The organism is Actinoplanes utahensis (genome assembly GCF_016862455.1).
GTDB lineage: Bacteria > Actinomycetota > Actinomycetes > Mycobacteriales > Micromonosporaceae > Actinoplanes > Actinoplanes utahensis.
This window is the reverse complement of the sequence record NZ_BOMZ01000050.1, coordinates 37,336-59,520: the sequence shown is the minus strand read 5'-3', so window position 1 is coordinate 59,520 and position 22,185 is coordinate 37,336. Positions and strand designations below refer to the sequence as shown.

The following is a 22,185-nucleotide window of genomic DNA, read 5'->3' as shown; positions in this document are numbered from 1 at the left end:
GGCCCGCGGCCCCGGGGCAGGTGCCGGCGGCTGGTGAGGGACCTGGGAAGTGTGGGGGCGCGGCTGCGGCGGCGGCACGAAAGGCTGCGCCCACGGTGAGCCGACCGGAGCGTTGACCGGCGGCGGCGGCGGCGGCGAGATCGGGTCGGCCGGTGGCCGCGGGGCGGGCACGTGCACTCCGGGTGGCAGGGACGGATCCGCTGCCGGCCGGTACACCCCCGGCTCGACCTCGACCATCTGCGGCGACGGCCCCGGAACGCCAGGTGGCACGGCAGGACCAGGCCCCGGCGTCTCGGGCTCGTCGGCCCAGAACGGCTCCACTTCCCGGACCGAGGGCTCGGCCCCGGGAACGCGGACGTGGTCGGCGTGCTCCTCCACGGATGAACCTCCCCGTAACCAGGCAATCTTGGCGAGCCCGTCCAGGGTGACACAGGATCCACCCACGGTGGAAACCTGTGGACGTCAGCCTGTGTAGACCGCCCAGGCCCCCGCTTCGGTCCACCAGGACCGCTTCCGGCTCGTCGATCCTGCCACCCCGTCGTCGAGGAACTGCAGTTCCCCTTCGCGCGGGAGGACGGAGACGGCTCGTCCGCGGGCCCGGCGGACCTCCACCCGTACCCTCGTGCCTTTGAAACGCTGTTTGACGATGACCGGGACCGCGACGGAGACCTCGACCCGGCCGTCCGTGGGGTCGCCGTCGGCGAGCAGCCGCAGGCCGTCGAACTCGGCGTAGCCGGCGGCGTTGCCGATCGCGCAGGCCAGCACCGCCTCCTCGCCGTCGGTCAGGACGGTGTCGTCGACCTCGACCCGGCCGCGCCACGGCACCGCCCGGCCGTCGTCGTCGGCGCCGCCGAGCAGGGCGCCGTCCAGAGTCACCGAGCCGCCGTCGTTGCGGAGCAGGTCGAGCCGGCGCGTCGTGCCGGTCATGACCGCGGCGGCGACCTCGGCGGGGGTCCGCGGGAGGCCGAGCTGGGCGGCCAGGTCCTCGCGGTTGCCCGGGTCGAGCGGCAGGATCGCGAGCGGCGGAAGGTCCGGCACGGTCCGGGACATGGCCAGGTCGCCGGGGCGTTTGCTGGGCGGCGGGGCGTAACGGCGGACCAGCCGGCGTACGACCGCGCGCAGCTGGCCGTCGGTGGCGGTGGCCACCACGAGCCGCACCTTGCTGTCCAGATCCGGCCAGGTCAGGCCGTCCGGCCGGCCCGGGCCGTCGAGCCGGGCCAGCACGTCGTCGATCTCGGAGTCGGAGCCGGCCAGGACGGTCTCCACCCGGGCGCCGGCCTCGCGGAGCGCGTCCGCGCAGGCCAGCACCGGGGTCCGCGGGGTGGCGCAGGCGGACTGGCAGCCGCCGCACCCGGACCCGCAGCCGTCACCCGAGCCCTCGGCGAGGCTGAGGAGGATGACGTCGTACATCAGACGCCGCCGAGCACCGAGTGCCGCTCGATGACGGCCTCACGGCCGGGACCGACGCCGACGATGGAGATCCGGGCGCCGAGCCGGGCCTCGACGAACTCCACGAAGTCCTGCGCCTGCTGCGGCAGTTCCTCGAACTTGCGGCAGCCGGAGATGTCCTGTTTCCAGCCGGGGAGGGTCTCGTAGACCGGCGTGGCGTGGTGGAAGTCGGTCTGGTTGACCGGCATCTCGTCGTAACGGACGCCGTTCACCTCGTACGCCACACAGACGGGGATCTCGTCGAGGCCGTCGTAGTTGTCCAGCTTGGTCATCGCGAAGTCGGTGACCCCGTTGATGCGCTGCGCGTAGCGGCCGATCACCAGGTCGAGCCAGCCGATGCGGCGGGGCCGGCCGGTGGTCGTCCCGTACTCGTGACCGACCTCACGCAGGTAGTCGCCGAACTTGTCGTGCAGCTCGGTCGGGAACGGGCCCTCGCCGACGCGGGTGGTGAACGCCTTCAGCACGGCGACGACCCGGTCGATCCGGGTGGGCGGGATGCCGGCGCCGGTGCAGGCGCCGCCGGACGTCGCGTTCGAGCTGGTCACGAACGGGTAGGTGCCGTGGTCCACGTCGAGCAGGGTGGCCTGGCCGGCCTCGCAGAGCACGACCTTGCCCTCGTCGATGGCCTGGGACAGCTCCAGGGCGGTGTCGGCCACGTAGGGCCGGAGCCGGTCGACGTAGGAGAGCAGCTCCTGCACGACCTCCTCGCCCTTGACCGCGCTGCGGTTGTAGATCTTCGACAGCACCTGGTTCTTCATGGCCAGGGCGGCGGTCACCTTCTGCCGCAGGATCGACTCGTCGAAGAGGTCCTGCACCCGGATGCCCATCCGGTTCATCTTGTCGGCGTAGGTCGGGCCGATGCCGCGGCCGGTGGTGCCGATCCGGCGGGCGCCGAGGAACCGCTCGCTGACCTTGTCGAGAGTGCGGTTGTACGAGGCGATGACGTGCGCGTTCGCGCTGATCCGCAGGCGGGAGGTGTCGATGCCGCGAGCCTCCAGGCCGTCGATCTCCTGGAACAGCACGTTCAGGTCGACGACGACGCCGTTGCCGATCACCGGCACGACCCCCGGGGAGAGGATCCCGCTCGGGAGGAGGTGCAGCGCGTATTTCTCGCCGTCGATGACGACCGTGTGGCCCGCGTTGTTGCCACCGTTGAACTTGACCACGTAGTCCAGCCGGTCGCCCAGCAGGTCCGTCGCCTTACCCTTGCCCTCGTCGCCCCATTGGGCGCCGACCAACACGATCACCGGCACTTTTAGATATGCCTTTCCCCAAGGTCGTACCGCGGAGGACCCCGGGTACTGCCGAAGTTTACGCGACGCCGACGCAGGTAGGATGGGCCGTCGTGCGCGTACTTCTGATCGGCTCCGGCGGGCGTGAACACGCGCTCGCTGTCGGACTAGCCGCCGACCCGTCCGTCGACTTCCTGGCCGCCGCGCCGGGCAACCCGGGCATCGCCCAGCATGCCGAGCTGCACGAGGTGAAACCCACCGACCCGGCCGCGGTCGCCGCGCTCGCCGTCGAACTGGGCGCCGATCTCGTCGTGATCGGCCCGGAGGCCCCGCTGGTCGCGGGTGTCGCCGACGCGGTGCGGGCCAAGGGCATCGCCTGTTTCGGCCCGTCCGCCGCCGCCGCGCGGCTGGAGGGCTCGAAGGCGTTCGCCAACGAGGTGATGGCCGCCGCCGGTGTGCCGACCGCCCGTTCCTTCGCCTGCTCGGACATGGACGCGGTCCGGGCCGCGCTCGACGAGCTGGGCGCCCCCTACGTGGTGAAGAACGACGGCCTGGCCGCCGGCAAGGGTGTGGTCGTGACGAACGACCTCGAGGAGGCCCTGATCCACGCCGAGGCGTGCGGCAAGGTCGTTCTCGAGGAGTTCCTGCCCGGTCCCGAGGTGTCGCTGTTCGTGGTCACCGACGGCACCGCGGTCGCCCCGCTGATGCCGGCGCAGGACTTCAAGCGGCTGCTCGACGGTGACGAGGGGCCGAACACCGGCGGCATGGGCGCGTACGCCCCGCTGGACTGGGCGCCGGCCGACCTGACCGAGCGGGTGCTGCGGGAGACCGTCGAGCCGACCCTGGCCGAGATGCGCAGGCGGGGTACGCCGTTCGCCGGCCTGCTCTACGTCGGGCTCGCGCTGACCCCGGACGGCCCGAAGGTGATCGAGTTCAACGCCCGGTTCGGTGACCCGGAGACCCAGGTGGTGCTCGCCCTGCTGGAGTCGCCGCTGGCCGGGCTGCTCCACGCGGCCGCGACCGGCACGCTGGACCGGCACGAACCGCTGCGGTGGAGGGACGGCTCGGCGGTCACCGTCGTCGTGGCCGGCCACAACTACCCGGGGGTGCCGCGGACCGGGGACGTGATCGAGGGCGCCGAGCGGCCCGGGGTCATCCATGCCGGCACCGCGCGGAACGCGGACGGCGCACTGGTCTCGGCCGGTGGCCGGGTGCTCAGCGTGACGGCCACCGGCGCCGACCTGGCGGCGGCCCGAGAGGCGGCTTACGCCCTGGTGGAGGGCGTGCGGCTGGACGGCGCGCAGTACCGCACCGACATCGCGCTGAAGGCGCTGCGGGGCGAGATCACTCTCTGACGGGAACGGGGCCCTGCTCCGGTCGTACGACATCGAGAAGGTCGTACGACATCGAGAAGGTCGTACGACATCGAGAAGGTCCGGGCGCACGACGTGCCCGGACCTTCTCGCATCGAGTGCGCGGTGATCAGCCCTTGGGGATGTCGAAGAGCTTGGGAATGCTGGTGGCGAGCGTGACGTCGCCCTTCGTCTTGATCTTGCCGGTCATGAACAGCATCACCGGGTTGCCGGTGCCGCCGATGACCTTGAGGAAGGTCACCGCGTCCATGGTCATGGCCAGTTTCGGGTCGCGGGCCGGCGAGTTGGTGACGGTGCAGGTCTTGTTCTCGATGACCGTCTCGTAAGTGTCGGCGGAACCCTCGGGGCCGCCGGTGAGGATCCAGTGGATCACGGTCGAGGTGTCGCCGGCGCGGTCCGGGCGGAAGAGCGTCGGCATCCGGTTGAAGACCTCGTCGAGGATCTTGGTGCGCTTCTCCGAGGACATGACCTCGGCGATCTTCGAGTCCGGCGTGGACTTGACGAGCTGAGTGAACTCCTTCGGGCCGATCGCCGAGAGCGACTCGGGGCTGAAATCAGTCATCAGTAGTCCTTTCGAAGTCCGCCGGTTTACTCGCCGGTAACTTTAGCGAGAATCCCGTTACTTCGTGCAGTGTGCCACCCCCAAATAAGTGTTGGACAGTCGACCCGCCCTGTTCATAGACTCCCAAGCATGTCTTTGGGAGATGCCGAGCCGGGTGGGAAGGCGGCGTTGCGCGCCCTGGCCCATCCGGTCCGTCTGCAGATCATGGCCCTACTCACCAGTGCGCCGATGACCGCTGCGGAGATCGCCCGCGAGCTCGGCCTGACGCACGCCAACGCCAGCTATCACCTGCGCAATCTGCTTGCCGGCGGGCTCATCGTGGTGGCCGGGGAGGAGAAGATCCGCGGTGGTGTGGCGAAGCGGTACCGCTACGACGTCCGGTCCGACCGGGGCACGTTCACACCTGACGAGAAACGCGTGCTCTTCCCGGCCGCGGCCAACGAGCTGATCCGCAGGGCGGCCGAGGGACACTGGCCGGGAATCGGCCTGCTGGGTGACGGGGAGTTCTGGGTCGAGCCGGCGAAGTGGGAGGAGATCCGCGACCGGATCCGGGCCGCGCTGGGCGACCTGCACGAGGCGGCCCGGCCACCGCACACCCCGGGCACTACCCGCACCAGCACCACGGTCGCGATGTTCGAGATGAGGACCCGGTGAGCGGCGTCCTCATCCCACTGCGGCATCGCAACTTCCGGTTGCTGCTGGCCGGGCGCACGGTCAACGCCCTGGGCAACGCCTTCGCGCCGATTGCCCTCTCCTTCGCCGTGCTCGATCTGACCGGCTCGGTTCGCGACCTCGGGCTCGTGGTCGGCGCACGCACTCTCACCAACGTGTTGTTCCTGCTTTTCGGCGGCGTGGTGGCGGACCGGCTGCCGCGTGGGCTGGTGCTGGTCGGCGCGGGTCTGGCCGCGGCCGCCACCCAGGCCGTGGTGGCCGTGCTGGTGCTGACCGGGACGGCGACCGTGCCGCTGCTGATCGCGATCTCCGCGGTCAACGGCGTCGTCGCCGCGGTGGCGCTGCCGGCCACCGCCGCGATCGTGCCGCAGACGGTTCCGGAGGACATCCGGAAACAGGCGAACGGGCTCAACCGGATGTGCTCCAACGGCGCGATGATCGTCGGCGCGCCACTCGGCGGAGTGGTCGTCGCGCTGGTCGGGCCGGGCTGGGGCATCGCCGTCGACGCCGTCTCGTTCGCGCTCTCGGCATTCTTCTTCGCGTTCCTGCGCCTGCCGCCGGCCGAGGCCCGCCAGCGGTCCGGGATCCTGTCGGACCTGCGTGGCGGATGGGTCGAGTTCCGCTCCCGGACCTGGCTCTGGGTGGTGGTGGCCTGCGCCTGTGTCGGCAATGTCGCCTGGGCCGGGTCGGCCCACGTGCTCGGCCCGGTGGTCGCCGATCAGACGTTCGGCCGGCAGGCGTGGGGTCTGGTGCTCGCCGCGCAGACCGCCGGGATGCTGGTCGGCGCGGTGATCGCGATCCGGCTGCGGGTACGGCGCCTGCTGCTGTTCGGCTGTGTCTCGTGCAGCCTGGTCACCCTGCCGATGCTGGCCCTCGGTGTCTGGCCGAGCGTGCCGGTGCTGCTGGTCACCGGGTTCGTCGCCGGCATCGGGCTGGAGCAGTTCGGCATCGCCTGGGAGACGACCATGCAGGAGCATGTGCCGGCGGACAGACTGGCGCGGGTCTACTCGTACGACATGCTCGGCTCGTTCCTGGCCATGCCGGTCGGCGAGGTGGCGGTCGGGCCGATCGCCGAGTCGGCGGGGCTGCGGCCGACCCTGATCGGGGCCGCCGTGCTGATGTTCCTGTCCATCGCCGCCATGCTGATCAGCCGCGATGTCCGTACCCTGCGTCACCGGTTGCCGGAGGACGTCCCGGCGACCGTGAAAGAATCCCCGGCGTGACCATCCCGAACGTGCTCGCCGCCCGGTACGCCTCCGCCGATCTCGTCGCTCTCTGGTCTCCGGAGGAGAAGATCCGGATGGAGCGCCAGCTGTGGCTCGCGGTCCTGAAGGCTCAGCGTGATCTCGGCGTCGACGTGCCCGAGGGCGCCGTCGAGGCGTACGAGGCCGTCCTCGACCGTGTCGACCTGGCGTCCATCGCCGCTCGCGAGCGGATCACCCGGCACGACGTGAAGGCCCGCATCGAGGAGTTCAGCGAGCTGGCCGGCTTCGAGCAGATTCACAAGGGGATGACCTCCCGCGACCTGACCGAGAACGTCGAGCAGCTGCAGATCCGGGCGTCGCTCGAGCTGATCCGCGGCCGGGTGGTGGCCGCCCTGTCCCGTCTGTCCGCGCTGGCGATCGAGCACTCCGACCTGGTGATGACCGGCCGGTCGCACAACGTCGCGGCGCAGGCCACCACGCTGGGCAAGCGGTTCGCGTCGGCGGCCGAGGAGCTGCTGATCGCGTACGACCGGCTCGACGACCTGATCGGCCGGTACCCGCTGCGCGGCATCAAGGGCCCGGTCGGGACCGCCGCTGACCAGCTCGACCTCTTCGACGGCGACTCCGGCAAGGTGGAGAGCCTGGAGCAGCGCGTCGCCGAGCACCTCGGGTTCAAGCGGGTGCTGTCCAGCGTCGGCCAGGTCTACCCGCGGTCGCTGGACTTCGACGTGGTCTCGGCGCTCGCCCAGATCGTCGCCGGGCCGTCGTCGCTGGCCACCACGATCCGCCTGATGGTCGGCCAGGAGCTGGTCACCGAGGGCTTCAAGCCGGGCCAGGTCGGCTCGTCGGCGATGCCGCACAAGATGAACACCCGGTCGTCGGAGCGGGTCAACGGCCTCGCGGTGATCGTCCGCGGTTACCTGTCGATGGTCGGCGAGCTGGCCGGCGACCAGTGGAACGAGGGTGACGTCTCCTGCTCGGTGGTGCGCCGGGTGGCCCTGCCGGACGCGTTCTTCGCCACCGACGGGCTGTTCCAGACGTTCCTGACGGTTCTGGACGAGTTCGGGGCGTACCCCGCGGTGATCGCCCGTGAGCTGGACCGCTTCCTGCCCTTCCTGGCCACCACCAAGGTGCTCGTCGCGGCGGTGCGCAAGGGCGTCGGCCGGGAGGTCGCGCACGAGGTGATCAAGGAGCACGCGGTCGGCGTCGCCCTGGCCATGCGGGAGAAGGGCGCGGCGGTCAACGACCTCTTCGACCGTCTGGCGGCCGACGGCCGGCTGCAGCTGTCCCGCGCCGAGATCGACACGCTCGTCGCGGACCGGGCCGCTTTCGTGGGCGCGGCGCCGGCGCAGGTGCGTGCCGTGGCCGACCGGGTGGCCGAGATCGTTGCTCAGCACCCGGCGGCGGCGGCGTACGCACCCGCACCGATTCTCTGATCGCCCCGTGTGGAGTCCGGGCGCGAACAGCGGCCGAACTCCACACGCTCGTTCTCAGACGCCGGCGATCGAGGTGATCCAGGCCCGGTTGTAGGCCACGCTGCCGTAGTACTGGTTGCTCGTGCCGTCCGCGGTCGACGCGACGCCCACCTGGGCGCCGTTGTAGACCTGCGGACCGCCCGAGTCGCCACGCCACGCGTTGCCGTTGATCCGGGTGCTGGCGAGCGCCCGGCCGCCGTAGTAGTCGGTCGCGCTGGTCGAGGTGACCCGGACCGTGGCGGTCTTCAGCGTGGGCGACGCCGAGCAGCCGGAGTAGCAGGTCATGCCCCAGCCGTAGATGTTGTTCGTCGATCCGACCGGCGGGTACGCGCTGGACAGCGGCATGTAGGTGGTGCTGACCGAGGTGCTGAGGCGGAGCAGCGCGAGGTCGTAGCGGGTCGAGGACGAGGCGACGGTACGGGTGACGCCGCCCGAGGCGCGGTTCACGCTGCCGACCCGTACCGACATCGAGCTGCCCACGCAGTGCCGGGCGGTGAGCACGTAGTTCGCCGAGATGATCGTGCCGGAGCAGGTGAAGGCGCCGTTGGCGAAGATCGCGGCGGCCCACGGTGCGGAGGAGACGGTGCCACCGCCGATGATGTACGGGGTGACGTCGGGGTCCGCGGCCTGGGCGGTGGTGGGGGCGACCAGGGCGGCGACCACGCCGGTGAGGGCGGCCAGGAGTCGTATGCGCACGTCGAGAATTCCTTCCGGGGATGCTCGCATCGAGATCGACGAATGCAACCTAAGTCGCGGTTCGTCCCCCGTCCAGAATCCAATCGATACATATCACTGTGGGATGTTCCCGCACGCCTGCTCAATGACCCTGACGTCCGGCCGCGGAAACCGGCCCCCGGCTTCCGTGCGAGGTTCACCGGGTAGGCTTCGCCTGCTTACACCTATCAGTCAGGAGTGCCCGTGGCTCGCGTCGTGGTCGACGTCATGCTCAAGCCGGAGATCCTGGACCCGCAGGGTCAAGCGGTGGCGAATGCGCTGCCCCGGCTCGGCGTCACCGATGTCTCATCTGTTCGCATCGGCCGCCGGATCGAGATCGATTTCGCTGGAGAACCGGACCTGGACCGGGCCCGGGAGATCGCCGACAAGCTGCTCGCCAACCCGGTGATCGAGGACTTCGAGATCCGCGTCGAAGCCGCCGCGGCGGAGGTCGCCTGACCATGCGGATCGGTGTGGTCACCTTCCCGGGTTCGCTCGACGACGGGGACGCGGCCCGCGCCGCCCGTCTTGCCGGCGCCGAGGCCGTCCGCCTCTGGCACGGCGACCCCGACCTGCATGGAGTGGACGCCGTCGTCCTGCCCGGCGGGTTCTCCTACGGCGACTATCTGCGCTGCGGCGCCATCGCCCGGTTCGCGCCGGTGATGGAGTCCATCATCGATGCGGCACGCGGCGGTCTGCCCGTGCTCGGCATCTGCAACGGTTTCCAGGTCCTCTGCGAGGCGCACCTGCTGCCCGGCGCGCTGACCCGGAACCAGCACCTGCACTTCCGCAACCGGGACCAGTGGCTCAAGGTCGAGGCCACCAACACCGCCTGGACCAACGGCTTCACCGCCGGCCAGGAGATCCTGATCCCGGTGAAGAACGGTGAGGGCTGCTTCGTCGCCGACACCCACACCCTCGACGCGCTCGAGGCCGAGGGCCGGGTCATCGCCCGGTACATCAACGGCAACCCGAACGGCTCGCAGCGCGACATCGCCGGCATCACCAACGAGGCCGGCAACGTCGTCGGCATCATGCCGCACCCGGAACACGCCGTGGAGGCGCTGACCGGCCCGTCGCTGGACGGCCTCGGCTTCTTCACCTCCGTCCTGCGGGCCCTGGCCGGGTCGTCCGCGGGCGGTCAGCTCGCAGGGGGACAACAGTGACCACGCAGCAGAGCGGTTTCGCTGCGACCGACGTGCTCGTCAGCGGATCCGACGGTCCCGACACCGTCGAGCAGGCCGAGAAGACGCCGGACGAGATTCAGCCCTACGGCGATCTGGGCCTCAAGGACGACGAGTACGCCAAGATCCGCGAGATCCTCGGGCGGCGGCCCACCGCGTCCGAGCTCGCGATGTACTCGATCATGTGGAGCGAGCACTGCTCGTACAAGTCGAGCAAGGTGCACCTCAAGCAGTTCAGCGAGAAGGCACCGAAGAACGTCCGGATGCTCGCCGGCATCGGCGAGAACGCCGGTGTGGTGCAGATCTCCGACACGATCGCGGTCACCTTCAAAGTCGAGTCGCACAACCACCCCAGTTACGTCGAGCCGTACCAGGGCGCGGCGACCGGTGTCGGCGGCATCGTCCGCGACATCCTGGCGATGGGCGCGCGGCCGATCGCGGTGATGGACCCGCTGCGGTTCGGCGCGGCCGACCACCCCGACACCGCCCGGGTGCTGCCCGGCGTCGTCGCGGGCATCGGCGGCTACGGCAACTGCCTGGGCCTGCCGAACATCGGTGGCGAGATCGTCTTCGACCCCTGCTACCAGGGCAACCCCCTGGTCAACGCGCTCAGCATCGGCGTCCTGCCGGTCGAGCGCCTGCAGAAGAAGGAAGCCACCGGCACCGGCAACATCGTGGTGCTGCTGGGCGCGCGGACCGGCCGGGACGGCATCGGTGGTGTCTCCGTGCTCGCGTCCGCCACCTTCGACGAGGAAGCCGAGCAGCGCCGCCCGTCGGTGCAGGTCGGCGACCCGTTCATGGAGAAGCTGCTGATCGAGAGCTGCCTCGAGCTCTACGACGCCGGCCTCGTCTCCGGCATCCAGGACCTCGGCGGCGCCGGCCTCACCTGCGCGCTCACCGAGACCGCCGCGGCGGCCGGCACCGGCATGCGGGTCTGGCTGGAGCGGGTCCCGCTGCGCGAGGCGTCCATGTCGCCGACCGAGATCCTGGCCAGCGAGTCGCAGGAGCGCATGCTCCTGATCGTCACCCCGGAGAACCTCGACGCGGTCCTCAAGGTCGCCGAGAAGTGGGGCGTCTGGGCCACCGCGATCGGTGAGGTCACCGCGGCCGCCGCCGACGGCACCCCGGGCCGGCTGCTGATCACCTGGAACGACCACGTCGTCGTGGACGTGCCGCCGGGTTCGCTCGCCGACGACGGCCCGGTCTACAACCGGCCGTTCCGTGAGCCGAACGACCTGCTGCTGCTGCAGGCCGACCGGGCCGAGACCCTGCCCCGGCCGAGCACCGGCGACGAGCTGCGGGCCACCCTGCTGCGGATGGCCGGCTCGCCGAACCTCTGCGACAAGACCTGGGTCACCGAGCAGTACGACCGGTACGTGCTGGGCAACACGGTCCTGGCCCAGCCGGAGGACTCCGGTGTGCTGCGGATCGACGAGGAGACCGGCCTCGGGGTGGCGCTGTCGGTGGACGGGAACGGGCGGTTCGCCCGCCTCGACCCGTACGAGGGCGCCAAGCTCGCGCTCGCCGAGTCGTACCGGAACGTCGCCGTCACCGGCGCCGAGCCGATCGCGATCTCCGACTGCCTCAACTTCGGCTCCCCCGAGGACCCGACCGTGATGTGGCAGTTCGCCGAGGCCTGCCGTGGTCTCGCGGACGGCTGCCTGGAGCTCGGCACCCCGGTCACCGGCGGCAACGTCAGCTTCTACAACCAGACCGGCGCCGCCGCGATCCACCCGACCCCGGTGGTCGGCGTCCTCGGCGTCTTCGACGATGTGGCCCGCCGCATCCCGATGGGCTTCCGCAAGCCCGGTGGCGACCTGCTCTTCCTGCTGGGGGAGACCCGCAACGAGCTGTCCGGCTCGGAGTGGGCCTGGGTGACCCACAACCACCTCGGCGGCCGCCCGCCGAAGGTGGACCTCGCGGCCGAGCAGGCGCTCGGCAAGGTGATGGCCCGGGCCTCCAAGGCCGGTCTGGTCAGCGCCGCGCACGACCTCTCCGACGGTGGCCTGGCGCAGGTCCTGGTGGAGAGCACCCTGCGGTACGACGTGGGTGCCAAGGTGACTCTCCCGGCGGACGCCAACTCGGCGTTCGTCCAGCTGTTCAGCGAGTCGGCGGGCCGGGCCCTGGTGGCCGTGCCGCGCGGTCACGACAAGGCGTTCCTCGCCATCGCGGCCGAGCACGGCGTGCCGGTCACCGCGGTCGGTGTCACCACCGAGGAGCGGACGCTGGAGGTCGAGGGTCAGTTCTCGATCCCGCTGGACGAGGTGCGCCAGGCGTGGTCGTCCACGCTGCGTGACCTCTTCGGCGGCACCGTCAGCCGGAACGCCGTCGTCGAGGAGATCACCACGGCCGAGGCGCCGGCGACCGAGGTGGTCCGCTCGGTCACGCTGGAGCTGAGCCCGCAGGCGCCGGGCGGTCCGATCGACCCGTCCGCCAACGCCTGATCACCGCCGCAAACAGTTAAGGCCCCCGCTGATGCGGGGGCCTTAATCATTTCCGGGGTACGAGGTCAGTCGTTCCAGTCCCGGTTCGGGCGCCGCTGGTCGTACCCGCCCTGCTGCTGCTGAGCGTTCCAGCCCTTCTGCTGCTGGTCGTCCCAACCGGCCTGCTGCTGTTGCGGGGGGTACCCACCGTGCTGGTCGTCCCAGCCGGCCTGCTGCTGTTGCGGGGGGTAGCCACCGTGCTGGTCGTACCCACCCTGCTGCGGGTAACCGCCCTGGTCGTACCCGCCCTGGCCGGCGTAGTTGCCGTGCTGGTCGTACCCACCCTGGTCGTAACCGTCACCGCTGTAGGCGGCGCCGCCGTACCCGTTGCCCTGATCCGGCTGGTACATGCTGGTGTGCTCGTCGTACCGCTGCGGCTGGTCCGGCTGGTACATGCTGGTGTGCTCGTCGAAGCGCTGCTGGCCGCCGTCGGCGTACCCGCCGGCCTGGGGAGCCGCACCGTAACCGCCGGCCTGCTGGCCGTACGGCTGCGTGGCGCCGCCGTAGTTGCCGCCACCGGCCTCGTTGCCCCACTGGTTGGTCGCGCCGCCGTAACCGCCGTTGGGCGGCAGCGGAGCGCCGTAGGGGTCCGGGAACTCGTCCTCGACCGGCGCGGCCGGTCGGTGGATCATCGTGGGCGCGTCCGCGAGGCTGGCCCCGCCCATGCCGGCGGCCGGAGCGATCATGGTGGCGTCGTTGCCGGCGCGGCCGGCGCCGACCGGCGCGGCGACCCGGGTCGCGTCGAAGCCCGCGCCCGCCGGGACGGCCTTGCCGATGCCGGTGTCGCTGCTGAGCTCCTCGGCCTTCTTGCGCCGCATCCAGACCAGCGCCATCGCGCCGATGCCGGCCGCCACGAGCAGCGCGCCCATGATGATCAGCAGCCAGTTGGCGCCCTCGTCATCGGCGTTGTCGGCGGCGTTGGTGGTGTCGATGGTGTTGGCCTTGTTGTCGCCCTCGTCGCCGGCGGTCTCCTCGTCGACGGGCGCCGCGGAGGCGGGCGCGCTTTTCGTCGCGCTGGGAGAGGGCGTCGGCGAGCTGGTCTGCGCCGCCACCTTCGTGATCGTGAGCGGGACGTTCACGGTGTTGCCCGCGGTGCCCTGCACGGTCAGCGAGGCGGCCTTGTAGCCGTCCTTGGCGGCCGCGACCTTGATGCTGCCGGCCGCGATCGGCTGCGAGTCCGACGAGTTGAACGAGTAGCTGCCGGAGCCGTTGGTGTCGGTCGTGTACTGGTGGCCCTGGCTGTCCTGCATGACGACCCGGACACCGGACACGCGGTCGCCGGAGTCGTCCTTGACCCGTCCGGACACCGAGCGCACCGTGGTCGGCGCCTCGGGGCCCTTCACGTTGATGGTCACGCTCCGCTCGGCCCGCTCGTCGCCCGCGACCACGCGGACCGTGAACGTGACCTGCCGCGACTGGCCGGCGTCGACGGTCGGCAGCTTGAGCGTCGCGTCGAAGGTGTTGGAGCTGCCGTCGGCGACCCGGTCGCCGCCGCAGGCGCCACGGCAGGTCGCGCCGTTCGTGTTGACCTGGACGTCAGCCTCCGGGGCCTGCTGGCCCTGGCCCTCACCCTCGTTACCATCCGGACCGGCGGGGTTACTAACCGTGTAGGAGACGGATAGAGTGGAGCCGGACTCGGCCTCGTTGGCCGCGTTGATCTCCACGGTTGGGGGGTCTGCCAGAGCAGCCGTCTGTGTACCGGCCACCACGCCGGCGACCAGCGCCAGGAACGCACCGGCCTGGGCCGTCCGGGCTCGTAGGTGCGTCGTCACGTCCACCGCCTTCCGGTCGCGCGGTCCCCGGATTCTTTGATGTCCGGCGGATCCCACGACGTGTACACCGTCGGCAACTATGCCTTGTCATACGTCACTTGCGCGACCCAGGGCGGGGTCCGTTACCGGGGAGTCGGGTCGTATCGTCCCGACATGTCCTCTGCGCACAATAATTCCGAGTCGGTTCATGAGGCGCTGGACGCGCTGGACCGGGGTGCCGAACCGGCGCGCGTGGTGCTCCGTGATGCCGTGCGAGCACTGCTGACCGAGTTGTCCCGCCGAGCGCCTGGCCGTTCGGTGGAGGTGCGTATTCCACCTTTCGGTGCGATTCAGTGCGTTGCCGGTCCGCGGCACACGCGCGGCACTCCGCCCAATGTGGTGGAAACGGATCCGATGACGTGGCTGCTCGTGGCCTCCGGCCGTCTGCCGTGGCACGAGGCGGTCGGCGCCGGACGGGTCCGGGCCAGCGGAATCCGTACCGACATCTCCGAGTACCTGCCACTGATCGACTCCTGAGCCAGGGTGGCGTTCCCGCAGGCTCGCGTACACTGGTCGGTCGGACGGACCGGCCAGTTCAGGTTCGTGCAGACCCGACATGAGGGAGCGAGCAGGTGCCCCGAGGCGACGGCCTACTGACCGACGATCTCGACCCCCAGGAACGCGGCCCCCAGGACGCCTGTGGCGTCTTCGGCGTCTGGGCCCCCGAGGAAGAGGTCGCCAAACTCACGTACTTCGGGCTTTACGCACTGCAGCACCGCGGCCAGGAGGCCGCCGGCATCGCGGTGAGTGACGGCTCGGGCGTGGTGGTCTACAAGGACATCGGCCTGGTCTCCCAGGTTTTCGACGAGCCCACGCTGGCGAGCCTGCGCGGCCACCTGGCGATCGGCCACGCGAGGTATTCCACCACCGGCGGCTCCAACTGGGAGAACGCCCAGCCCACCATCCGGGCCACCCCGGCCGGCACGACGATCGCCCTGGCTCACAACGGCAATCTGGTCAACACCGCCGAGCTGGCCAAGGAAGTCGCCGACCGCGGCCTCGAGGTGGGCGACTCCACCTCCGACACCGCCCTGGTCACCACGCTGCTCGCCGGGCGTCCCGACCTCTCGGTCGAGGCCGCCGCGCTCGAGCTGCTGCCGACCCTGCGCGGCGCCTTCAGCTTCGTCTTCATGGACGAGCACACCCTCTACGCCGCCCGCGACCCGCAGGGCGTCCGCCCGCTGGTGCTCGGCCGGATGGAGCGGGGCTGGGTGGTCGCCAGCGAGACCGCGGCCCTGGACATCACCGGCGCCAGCTTCGTCCGCGAGGTGGAGCCCGGCGAGATCATCGCGATCGACGAGCACGGCCTGCGGTCCAGCCGGTTCGCCGCGCCCGAGCCCAAGGGCTGCCTCTTCGAGTACGTGTACCTGGCCCGCCCGGACACCACGATCGCCGGCCGCAACATCTACTCGGCCCGCGTCGAGGTCGGCCGCAAGCTGGCCAAGGAGCACCCGGTCGAGGCGGACCTGGTGATCGGTGTGCCCGAGTCGGGCATCCCGGCCGCCATCGGTTACGCCGAGGCCTCCGGTATCCCGTACAGCGCCGGTTTCATGAAGAACGCGTACGTCGGCCGGACCTTCATCCAGCCCTCGCAGACCATCCGTCAGCTCGGCATCCGGCTGAAGCTGAACCCGCTGCGCGAGGTGGTCCGCGGCAAGCGGATCGTCGTGATCGACGACTCGATCGTGCGCGGCAACACCCAGCGGGCGCAGATCCGGATGCTGCGGGAGGCCGGCGCGCTGGAGATCCACGTCCGGATCTCGTCGCCGCCGGTGAAGTGGCCGTGCTTCTACGGCATCGACTTCGCGACCCGGGCCGAGCTGATCGCCAACGGCCTGGAGATCGACGGCATCCGCCGGTCGATCGGCGCCGACAGCCTCGGCTACGTCTCGCTGGACGGTCTGGTCCAGGCGACCGAGCAGCCGAAGTCCCGGCTCTGCATGGCCTGCTTCGACGGGGAGTACCCGATCGAGCTGCCCACCAGTGACCTGATCGGCAAGCACGTCCTGGAGGGTGTCGGCCGTCGCGCCTCGATGCCGGGCGCCTCCGCCGACGCGGCCACGGCCGCCGTCGCCGATCTCGAGACCGACTACGAGGCCCGCGAGCACGCGGGCGACGACCGCCCGGCATCGGAGCCGCTGGTGGCCAGCCCCGGTGGCGCTAACGCGCTGCACCACCCGTGACCTTCAGTTACACAGAACCGCTAAGGGGAGAACCGTGACGCACGTGTCCGAGCGCAGCAGTGCCGGATCCAACGGCGCCGAAGGAGGCGACCGTCAGCTCTGGACGGCGGGCTCCGGCCGCGGAGTGCGCAAGCGCTCGGCCACGTACGCAGCCGCGGGTGTCTCCATCGAAGCCGGTGACCGTGCCGTCGAGCTGCTCAAGCAGAAGGTGAAGAAGACCTCCCGGCCCGAGGTGATCGGTGACCTGGGTGGCTTCTCCGGCCTGTTCCGGCTGAACGCCGCGAAGTACAAGAGCCCGATCCTGGCCTCGTCCACCGACGGTGTGGGCACCAAGCTGGTCATCGCGCAGCAACTCGACATCCACGACACCATCGGCATCGACCTGGTCGCGATGGTCGTCGACGACCTGGTGGCCTGCGGCGCCGAGCCGCTGTTCCTGCTCGACTACATCGCTTGCGGCGAGGTCGTCCCGGACAAGGTCGCCGAGATCGGCGCCGGTATCGCCGACGGCTGCCGGTACGCCGGCTGTGCCCTGCTCGGTGGCGAGACCGCCGAGCACCCCGGCGTGTTGCGCCCCGACGAGTACGACGTCTCCGCCACCGGCGTGGGTGTGGTCGAGGAGAGCGAGATCCTCGGCAAGGAGCGGGTCGAGCTCGGCGACGCGGTCATCGCGATGCGCTCCTCCGGTCTGCACTCCAACGGTTACTCGCTGGTCCGGCACGTGCTGCTCGGCGCCGGCCGGATGCGCCTGGACACCGTGGTCGACGACTTCGGCACCCAGCGCACCCTGGGCGAGGAACTGCTCACCCCCACCAAGATCTACGCCAAGGACTGCCTGGGCCTGATCGAGGAGACCGAGGTGCGGGCGTTCTCGCACGTCACCGGCGGTGGCATCCCCGGCAACCTGAACCGGGTGCTGCCCGAGAACATGGACGCCATCGTGGACCGCTCCACCTGGCGCCCGCAGCCGATCTTCGACCTGATCCAGGCCAAGGGCCGGATCGAGGACTCGGAGATGGAGGCCACCTTCAACATGGGTGTCGGCATGTTCGCGGTCGTCTCCTCCGACGACGCGGACCGTGCCATGGCGTACCTGACCGGCCGTGGTGTCGAGGCGTGGCAGGTCGGCGAGGTCGTCGAGGGCAGCGGCGAGGTCCAGATGATGGGCTCGTACACCCGCGGCTGAGAGTGACGGCGTCGACCGGAAAGTGATTCTGGTTCGGAATAGTCCGACGTGAAATGATCCGTGTGTGCTGATGTCCGGCACATGCGGATCTTTCGCATGCTTATTGGACCGCGAGGCTTAGGGTTTGTCGCGAAAGCCGGACGGGAGTGTGCATGACCATGACGGTCGCCTGGAGCGGGATGCGGGGCATCTCGGCAGAGCCCGGCTACGTCGTCATGCAGCCCACTACGCTGTGCAACCTGGCGTGTGACTACTGCTATCTGCCGTTCCGGCGGGAGAATCTGCGGATGCCGGTGGCGGTGGCCGAGGCGGTGGCCGCCGGGGTGGCGGACTACGTCCGTACCGGCAGGTTCTCGGTGGTGTGGCACGGCGGTGAGCCGCTGGCCGCCGGCCGGGCGCATCTGGCGGCGCTGTTCGCGCCGTTCGGTCCGGGCGTCGAGCACCACGTGCAGACCAACGCGACGCTTATCGACGACGAGTGGTGCGCGTTCTTCACCGAGCACGACGTCCGGGTCAGCGTCAGCGTCGACGGTCCGCGGACGCGCAACGGCGACCGGGTCGACCGAGCCGGGAAACCCGCCTACGACCTGATCGTGCGGGGTATCGACCGGCTGCGGGCGCACGGCATCCCGTTCTCCGCGCTCTGCGTGGTCGGGGAGCCGGGCCCCGGCGTCGCCACCGAGCTGTACGAGTACTTCCTGGGCCTCGGCTGTGAGGTGCTCGGCATCAACGTGGAGGAGACCGAGGGCGTCAACACCCGGCACAACAGCCACGACCCCGCGGCGGTGAGCGCCTTCTGGGCCGAGCTGGTGACCGCCTGGCGCCGCGAGCCCCGGATCCACCTGCGTGAGGTGGAGTGGTCCCTGCGGTACGCCGCGGCGGTGCTGGACGGCAACGCCGACGACCTGTTGCCGCGACGGCTGGATCCGATTCCGACGATCGCGTACGACGGGTCGGTGGTGCTGCTCTCGCCCGAGCTGGCCGGTTTCCACGACCCGCGGTACGGCGATTTCACCAGCGGCAACGTGCTGACCACACCGCTGCCCGAGATCCTCGCCGGTGCGGCGGGCACACCGTGGATCGGCGAGTTCCTGCGCGGGATCGAAGCCTGCCGGGACACCTGTCCCTACTTCGGCTTCTGCGGGGGCGCGCACGCCGCGAACCGGTACTTCGAACACGGCAGGTTCGACGTCACCGAGACGAACCACTGCCGGAACAGCAAGATTCGCCTACTTGAGGGAGTGCTGGATCATGCCCGAGATCACGAAGCCACGGCTGTCTGACGGCGTGGAGACGGATCCGGTGACGGCGCGGGTGCACGACACCCGGGCTGGCCTGGCCGCGCTCATCGCGGAGGCGGAGGTGGCCAGACAACAGCGCGCCGAGGAGACACCGCGGGACGGCGGCTCGGCGGTGTGCGCCTGGAACCACTTCGAGAACATTCCCACGTTCTACAACTGGAACAACCGGCCACGCTGAAGCGCGACTGGCCCGAAGCCCACGCGGAGATTGCCCGCGTGGGCTTCGCTGTCAACCGTAGGAATCGTGACCGCGTGACACACGCGAGCACGCGGTCACGCCGCGTGCTCTGTGCAGAACGGGTCAGTGCCGCCTTGTAGGCGACCAGGTGTCCGGGCTAGCCCAGGTGTCCTGGTCATCATCGCCGTCGTCCTCGTCATCGTCGACGAACTCATCGTTGTCGTCGTCGAAGTGACGGTCGGACTTACCGGCACCCGCCAGTTCGCGCTGCAAGGCGGTGAGGTCGGTGTTCGGGGAGTGATATTTCAGCTCCCGGGCCACCTTCGTCTGCTTGGCCTTAGCACGGCCGCGCCCCATGGCTCGACCCCCTCGCACAGAATTCGGGGCAGCCCGAAGGCGGGCCCCGATGACGTCAGGCATCTCTCGTGGGTCTTACGGTACATGGACGATGGCGCGTTCGGCACCTCGGGTTGCGTGTGACACTGCCGCGCGTCGTGGTGGATGTTCTCCGGCGTCGCACGGCAGGCCCCACGAAAGCCCTAAAGGTAGATGGAACGGAGACGGCCGACATCGGCCATCCGCCGCTCGGCGAGCCGGTCCGCGGCGACCGCCGGCGGCACGCCCTCGTCGTCGGCGAGGCTCAGGATCCGCCGGGTGGTCTCGAAGATCCCGGTGGCGCGCAGCTTGGCCCGCTCGAAGTTGAAGCCCTGGATCTCGTCGGCCACCTGGATCACGCCGCCGGCGTTCACCACGTAGTCGGGGGCGTAGAGGATGCCGCGGTCCTCCAGCAGCTTGCCGACGCCGGAGTGGGCCAGCTGGTTGTTGGCGCCACCGGTGACCACCTTCGCCCGCAGCACCCGCACCGTGTCGTCGTTCAGCGCGCCGCCCAGAGCGCACGGCGCGTAGACGTCGATGTCCGAGGTGATCAGCGTCTCGGTGTCGGCCACCAGGCTGATCTGCGGGTGGGTGGAACGGGCCCAGTCGAGGGCGGCCTCGCTCACGTCGGTGGCGACCACCTCGGCGCCGTCCTCCAGCAGATGGCCGGCGAGGTACTTGCCGACCTTGCCGAGACCGGAGACGCCCACGGTACGGCCACGCAGGGACGGAGTGCCCCAGGTGTGCTCGGCGGTGGCCCGCATGCCCTGGAAGACGCCCCAGGCGGTCAGGACCGAGGAGTCGCCGGCACCGCCGTGCTGCACGCTGCGGCCGGTCGCGTACCGGGTCTCGCGGGCGACCACGTCCATGTCCTGCACATAGGTGCCGACGTCGCAGGCGGTGTAGTAGCGGCCGTTCAGCGACTCGACGAACCGGCCGTACGCCCGCAGCAACGCCTCGCTCTTGAGCTGAGCCGGGTCGCCCCAGATGACGGCCTTGCCGCCGCCCAGGTCCAGACCGGCCATGGCGTTCTTGTAGGCCATGCTGCGGGACAGCTTCAGCACGTCGGCGAGGGCGGCCGCCTCACTCTCGTACGGGTAGAAGCGGGTGCCGCCGAGCGCCGGGCCGAGCGCCGTGGAGTAGATGCCGATGATCGCCTTCAGTCCGGTCGCCCGGTCCTGGCAGAAGACGACCTGTTCGTGCCCGTTGACGTCGAACACGTCCATGTTCAATTCTCCTGATCTCGTGCGTGGCCTTCGTGGGGCCATGATCCCGGCCGGGGTGAGCCGGTACCGCAGAGCGTAGTCGCGCGGATAGAGAGGCGATTACGTCCGCGCGGGAAGTTCCCCTCGGCCGGATTCGTGAAAGACTCGCGCCGTGCCGTCACTGTTCGCGTCGTACCTACGGGTTTACGAGCCACTGACCGCCTTCGACCGGGAGCGGCAGGTCTACTGGCGCGACTATGCGCGCGAGGGTCGTGACCTGGGCCTGGTCGAGGGTCCCGCCCGGCAGCGCACCGCGGTGCTGGAGGCGCTGGGCGCCGGCTGGACCCGGCTGCCCGACCTGCCCGACGAGGCCTATGTGCTGGAGTGGGACGGCTCGGTGCTGGTCTGCCCGTGGAACCTGCGTCTCCGGGTCGCCGAGGCCGCCCTCAACGCGCGGGACGGGGTGCCCGCCGTGCTCGCCGACGCGTTCGTCCCGCCGGTGCTGGCCGGTCAGGCGAAAGCGGTCGTGGAGGACTGGCGCAGCGGCGCCAAGGTCCTCGAGCAGGGCGTGCCCCGGGTGCACGAGCAGATCGCCACGTGGGGCGTCCCGCTGCGCTGGTTCGCCTTCGTCGACCTCGACGAGCGGGAGATCGCGCTGACCGGCCGCCGGCGGGTGCTGCGCTATCGGACCGAGATCTCGAAGGCGCGGCGCCGCGCGCACCGGGCCGTCTCGGTGCTGCGCAAGTCGCTGGGCGACGCCCCGATCACCGAGGCCGTCGAGGAGGGCACCCGCTGGCTGGAGGAGTTCCATCCACGTTCGGTGGTGGAGCTGGACTACGGCGGCCTCGTCAACCTCCTCCCGGAGGACAGCCTCGCAGAGGACGATTCCCCCGGATTGGTGGCAGCCGGACTTTCCGCACTTTCTCGCAGTGACGCTGAGTCAGCAAGCGAGGCGTACGAGAAGCTGGTCGCGCGCTGGCGCATCGTCCAACTTCTGGAGCGATGCAACTGACCTGCGAAAACAGGACACACGGGTATGTTTCGCGGCTCGTGGAAGCGCTCCCGAAGCGAGCACTCTTCGTAATTGCCGCTCCGCGAAGCGTCATAATAGGACCAAACGCGGCACTATCTGGCGTATAAAACGCGCAAAAATCGGGCATGCTTCATCCGTCTATCTGGGGACGTTCGTCCGTTCGGCCCATGTCGGACATCGGGGACTAGCCGGACCATGAGAGACGCACCGGCCGGCGGGACCCCGGCCGATGTTTTTAGGCACCTGTGGAGGAGTGACCGATGGCATCGCGTACGCACGATCCTGAGCCGCTACTAACGCCGGCCGAGGTGGCGTCGATGTTCCGTGTCGACCCGAAGACCGTTACTCGGTGGGCGAAGGCGGGCAAGCTCAGCGCAATTCGCACGTTGGGTGGCCACCGTCGCTACCGTGAGTCGGAGGTCCGCGCCCTGCTGCAGGGGCAGATTCCCACGCAGCGCCAGGGCGACTGACCCAGTCGACCGAAAACGTAGCAAGGGGCGAGCGCTGGGGAAGGCGATCGCCCCTTCTTCGTTTCCAAGATCCCTCTTCCGGGGTACGGGGAGA

The 22,185-nt window shown here is 70.1% G+C and carries 21 protein-coding genes; 14 read left to right on the top strand and 7 right to left on the bottom strand.

What is annotated here, in order from left to right:
• Positions 1-462: 462 nt before the first annotated feature.
• Together Aut01nite_RS19280 and Aut01nite_RS19275 are read right to left on the bottom strand one after the other, a co-directional pair.
• On the bottom strand, positions 463-1,410 hold the full coding sequence (locus Aut01nite_RS19280; RefSeq protein WP_043525717.1) for a diacylglycerol kinase family protein: 948 nt from the start codon (positions 1,408-1,410) through the stop codon (positions 463-465).
• On the bottom strand, positions 1,410-2,702 hold the full coding sequence (locus Aut01nite_RS19275) for an adenylosuccinate synthase (RefSeq protein WP_043525716.1): 1,293 nt from the start codon (positions 2,700-2,702) through the stop codon (positions 1,410-1,412). The genes Aut01nite_RS19280 and Aut01nite_RS19275 overlap by 1 nt, the downstream gene beginning before the upstream one ends.
• A gap of 92 nt (positions 2,703-2,794) precedes the next feature.
• Here Aut01nite_RS19275 and purD point away from each other — a divergent pair, with 92 nt between their 5' ends.
• Complete coding sequence (gene purD, locus Aut01nite_RS19270) at positions 2,795-4,036, top strand: phosphoribosylamine--glycine ligase (protein ID WP_043525715.1); 1,242 nt, start codon at positions 2,795-2,797, stop codon at positions 4,034-4,036.
• A 127-nt stretch (positions 4,037-4,163) separates the two neighbouring features.
• Here the strand turns inward: purD and Aut01nite_RS19265 are convergent, their stop codons facing one another.
• Positions 4,164-4,616 (bottom strand): SCP2 sterol-binding domain-containing protein, encoded by a 453-nt coding sequence (locus Aut01nite_RS19265; protein ID WP_043525714.1) that lies wholly within the window; start codon positions 4,614-4,616, stop codon positions 4,164-4,166.
• Positions 4,617-4,745: 129 nt separating this feature from the next.
• Between Aut01nite_RS19265 and Aut01nite_RS19260 the strand changes: the two genes are divergently transcribed.
• From Aut01nite_RS19260 to purB, 3 genes are read left to right on the top strand one after another with little or no spacing between them, the layout of a single operon-like run.
• Positions 4,746-5,270 carry an ArsR/SmtB family transcription factor gene (locus Aut01nite_RS19260; protein WP_052163817.1) on the top strand — a complete coding sequence of 175 codons (525 nt, stop codon included), beginning with the start codon at positions 4,746-4,748 and terminating at the stop codon, positions 5,268-5,270.
• On the top strand, positions 5,267-6,511 hold the full coding sequence (locus tag Aut01nite_RS19255) for an MFS transporter (protein WP_043525712.1): 1,245 nt from the start codon (positions 5,267-5,269) through the stop codon (positions 6,509-6,511). The genes Aut01nite_RS19260 and Aut01nite_RS19255 overlap by 4 nt, the downstream gene beginning before the upstream one ends.
• A complete protein-coding gene (purB, locus tag Aut01nite_RS19250) occupies positions 6,508-7,929 on the top strand; it encodes an adenylosuccinate lyase (protein WP_043525711.1) in 1,422 nt (473 codons plus the stop codon). The genes Aut01nite_RS19255 and purB overlap by 4 nt, the downstream gene beginning before the upstream one ends.
• A 54-nt stretch (positions 7,930-7,983) precedes the next feature.
• Here the strand turns inward: purB and Aut01nite_RS19245 are convergent, their stop codons facing one another.
• On the bottom strand, positions 7,984-8,664 hold the full coding sequence (locus Aut01nite_RS19245; RefSeq protein WP_043525710.1) for a S1 family peptidase: 681 nt from the start codon (positions 8,662-8,664) through the stop codon (positions 7,984-7,986).
• A gap of 222 nt (positions 8,665-8,886) precedes the next feature.
• Here Aut01nite_RS19245 and purS point away from each other — a divergent pair, with 222 nt between their 5' ends.
• The 3 genes from purS to purL are packed head-to-tail and all read left to right on the top strand — an operon-like array spanning position 8,887 to position 12,310.
• Complete coding sequence (purS, locus tag Aut01nite_RS19240) at positions 8,887-9,141, top strand: phosphoribosylformylglycinamidine synthase subunit PurS (protein ID WP_043525709.1); 255 nt, start codon at positions 8,887-8,889, stop codon at positions 9,139-9,141.
• Positions 9,138-9,848 (top strand): phosphoribosylformylglycinamidine synthase subunit PurQ, encoded by a 711-nt coding sequence (gene purQ, locus Aut01nite_RS19235; protein WP_043525708.1) that lies wholly within the window; start codon positions 9,138-9,140, stop codon positions 9,846-9,848. Before purS ends, purQ begins: the two co-directional genes overlap by 4 nt.
• Complete coding sequence (gene purL, locus Aut01nite_RS19230; RefSeq protein WP_043525707.1) at positions 9,845-12,310, top strand: phosphoribosylformylglycinamidine synthase subunit PurL; 2,466 nt, start codon at positions 9,845-9,847, stop codon at positions 12,308-12,310. Before purQ ends, purL begins: the two co-directional genes overlap by 4 nt.
• A 65-nt stretch (positions 12,311-12,375) precedes the next feature.
• Here purL and Aut01nite_RS19225 read toward each other — a convergent pair whose 3' ends face one another.
• On the bottom strand, positions 12,376-14,121 hold the full coding sequence (locus Aut01nite_RS19225) for a carboxypeptidase regulatory-like domain-containing protein (protein ID WP_152628744.1): 1,746 nt from the start codon (positions 14,119-14,121) through the stop codon (positions 12,376-12,378).
• A gap of 153 nt (positions 14,122-14,274) precedes the next feature.
• Here Aut01nite_RS19225 and Aut01nite_RS19220 point away from each other — a divergent pair, with 153 nt between their 5' ends.
• The 5 genes from Aut01nite_RS19220 to amcA all read left to right on the top strand — a co-directional run bounded on the left by Aut01nite_RS19220 (position 14,275) and on the right by amcA (position 19,008).
• Positions 14,275-14,637 (top strand): sterol carrier family protein, encoded by a 363-nt coding sequence (locus tag Aut01nite_RS19220; RefSeq protein ID WP_083999076.1) that lies wholly within the window; start codon positions 14,275-14,277, stop codon positions 14,635-14,637.
• A 95-nt stretch (positions 14,638-14,732) separates the two neighbouring features.
• Positions 14,733-16,343, top strand: a complete 1,611-nt coding sequence (purF, locus tag Aut01nite_RS19215) for an amidophosphoribosyltransferase (protein ID WP_043525705.1) — start codon at positions 14,733-14,735, stop codon at positions 16,341-16,343.
• 34 nt (positions 16,344-16,377) lie between these two features.
• Positions 16,378-17,529 (top strand): phosphoribosylformylglycinamidine cyclo-ligase, encoded by a 1,152-nt coding sequence (gene purM / locus Aut01nite_RS19210; RefSeq protein WP_043525704.1) that lies wholly within the window; start codon positions 16,378-16,380, stop codon positions 17,527-17,529.
• A gap of 179 nt (positions 17,530-17,708) precedes the next feature.
• Positions 17,709-18,812, top strand: coding sequence for a cyclophane-forming radical SAM peptide maturase AmcB (gene amcB / locus Aut01nite_RS19205; RefSeq protein ID WP_043525845.1), 1,104 nt, complete (start codon positions 17,709-17,711; stop codon positions 18,810-18,812).
• Positions 18,781-19,008 (top strand): multiple cyclophane-containing RiPP AmcA, encoded by a 228-nt coding sequence (gene amcA / locus Aut01nite_RS19200; RefSeq protein ID WP_043525703.1) that lies wholly within the window; start codon positions 18,781-18,783, stop codon positions 19,006-19,008. Before amcB ends, amcA begins: the two co-directional genes overlap by 32 nt.
• Positions 19,009-19,131: 123 nt before the next feature.
• Here the strand turns inward: amcA and Aut01nite_RS19195 are convergent, their stop codons facing one another.
• Positions 19,132-19,365 carry a DUF3073 domain-containing protein gene (locus Aut01nite_RS19195; protein ID WP_043525702.1) on the bottom strand — a complete coding sequence of 78 codons (234 nt, stop codon included), beginning with the start codon at positions 19,363-19,365 and terminating at the stop codon, positions 19,132-19,134.
• 182 nt (positions 19,366-19,547) lie between these two features.
• Positions 19,548-20,609, bottom strand: coding sequence for a Glu/Leu/Phe/Val family dehydrogenase (locus Aut01nite_RS19190; RefSeq protein WP_043525701.1), 1,062 nt, complete (start codon positions 20,607-20,609; stop codon positions 19,548-19,550).
• A 151-nt stretch (positions 20,610-20,760) separates the two neighbouring features.
• Here Aut01nite_RS19190 and Aut01nite_RS19185 point away from each other — a divergent pair, with 151 nt between their 5' ends.
• Positions 20,761-21,600, top strand: a complete 840-nt coding sequence (locus Aut01nite_RS19185) for a DUF8083 family protein (protein WP_043525700.1) — start codon at positions 20,761-20,763, stop codon at positions 21,598-21,600.
• Between the two features lie 281 nt (positions 21,601-21,881).
• A complete protein-coding gene (locus tag Aut01nite_RS19180; RefSeq protein WP_014687221.1) occupies positions 21,882-22,091 on the top strand; it encodes a BldC family transcriptional regulator in 210 nt (69 codons plus the stop codon).
• Positions 22,092-22,185: the final 94 nt, after the last annotated feature.

Bases quoted from the DNA above. Each gene is read 5' to 3' on its own strand.
- Aut01nite_RS19280 (WP_043525717.1), bottom strand. From the start codon at position 1,410: ATGTACGACGTCATCCTCCTCAGCCTCGCCGAGGGCTCGGGTGACGGC.
- Aut01nite_RS19265 (WP_043525714.1), bottom strand. From the start codon at position 4,616: ATGACTGATTTCAGCCCCGAGTCGCTCTCGGCGATCGGCCCGAAGGAG.
- Aut01nite_RS19260 (WP_052163817.1), top strand. From the start codon at position 4,746: ATGTCTTTGGGAGATGCCGAGCCGGGTGGGAAGGCGGCGTTGCGCGCC.
- Aut01nite_RS19220 (WP_083999076.1), top strand. From the start codon at position 14,275: ATGTCCTCTGCGCACAATAATTCCGAGTCGGTTCATGAGGCGCTGGAC.
- amcB (WP_043525845.1), top strand. From the start codon at position 17,709: ATGCGGGGCATCTCGGCAGAGCCCGGCTACGTCGTCATGCAGCCCACT.
- amcA (WP_043525703.1), top strand. From the start codon at position 18,781: ATGCCCGAGATCACGAAGCCACGGCTGTCTGACGGCGTGGAGACGGAT.
- Aut01nite_RS19195 (WP_043525702.1), bottom strand. From the start codon at position 19,365: ATGGGGCGCGGCCGTGCTAAGGCCAAGCAGACGAAGGTGGCCCGGGAG.
- Aut01nite_RS19190 (WP_043525701.1), bottom strand. From the start codon at position 20,609: ATGGACGTGTTCGACGTCAACGGGCACGAACAGGTCGTCTTCTGCCAG.
- Aut01nite_RS19180 (WP_014687221.1), top strand. From the start codon at position 21,882: ATGGCATCGCGTACGCACGATCCTGAGCCGCTACTAACGCCGGCCGAG.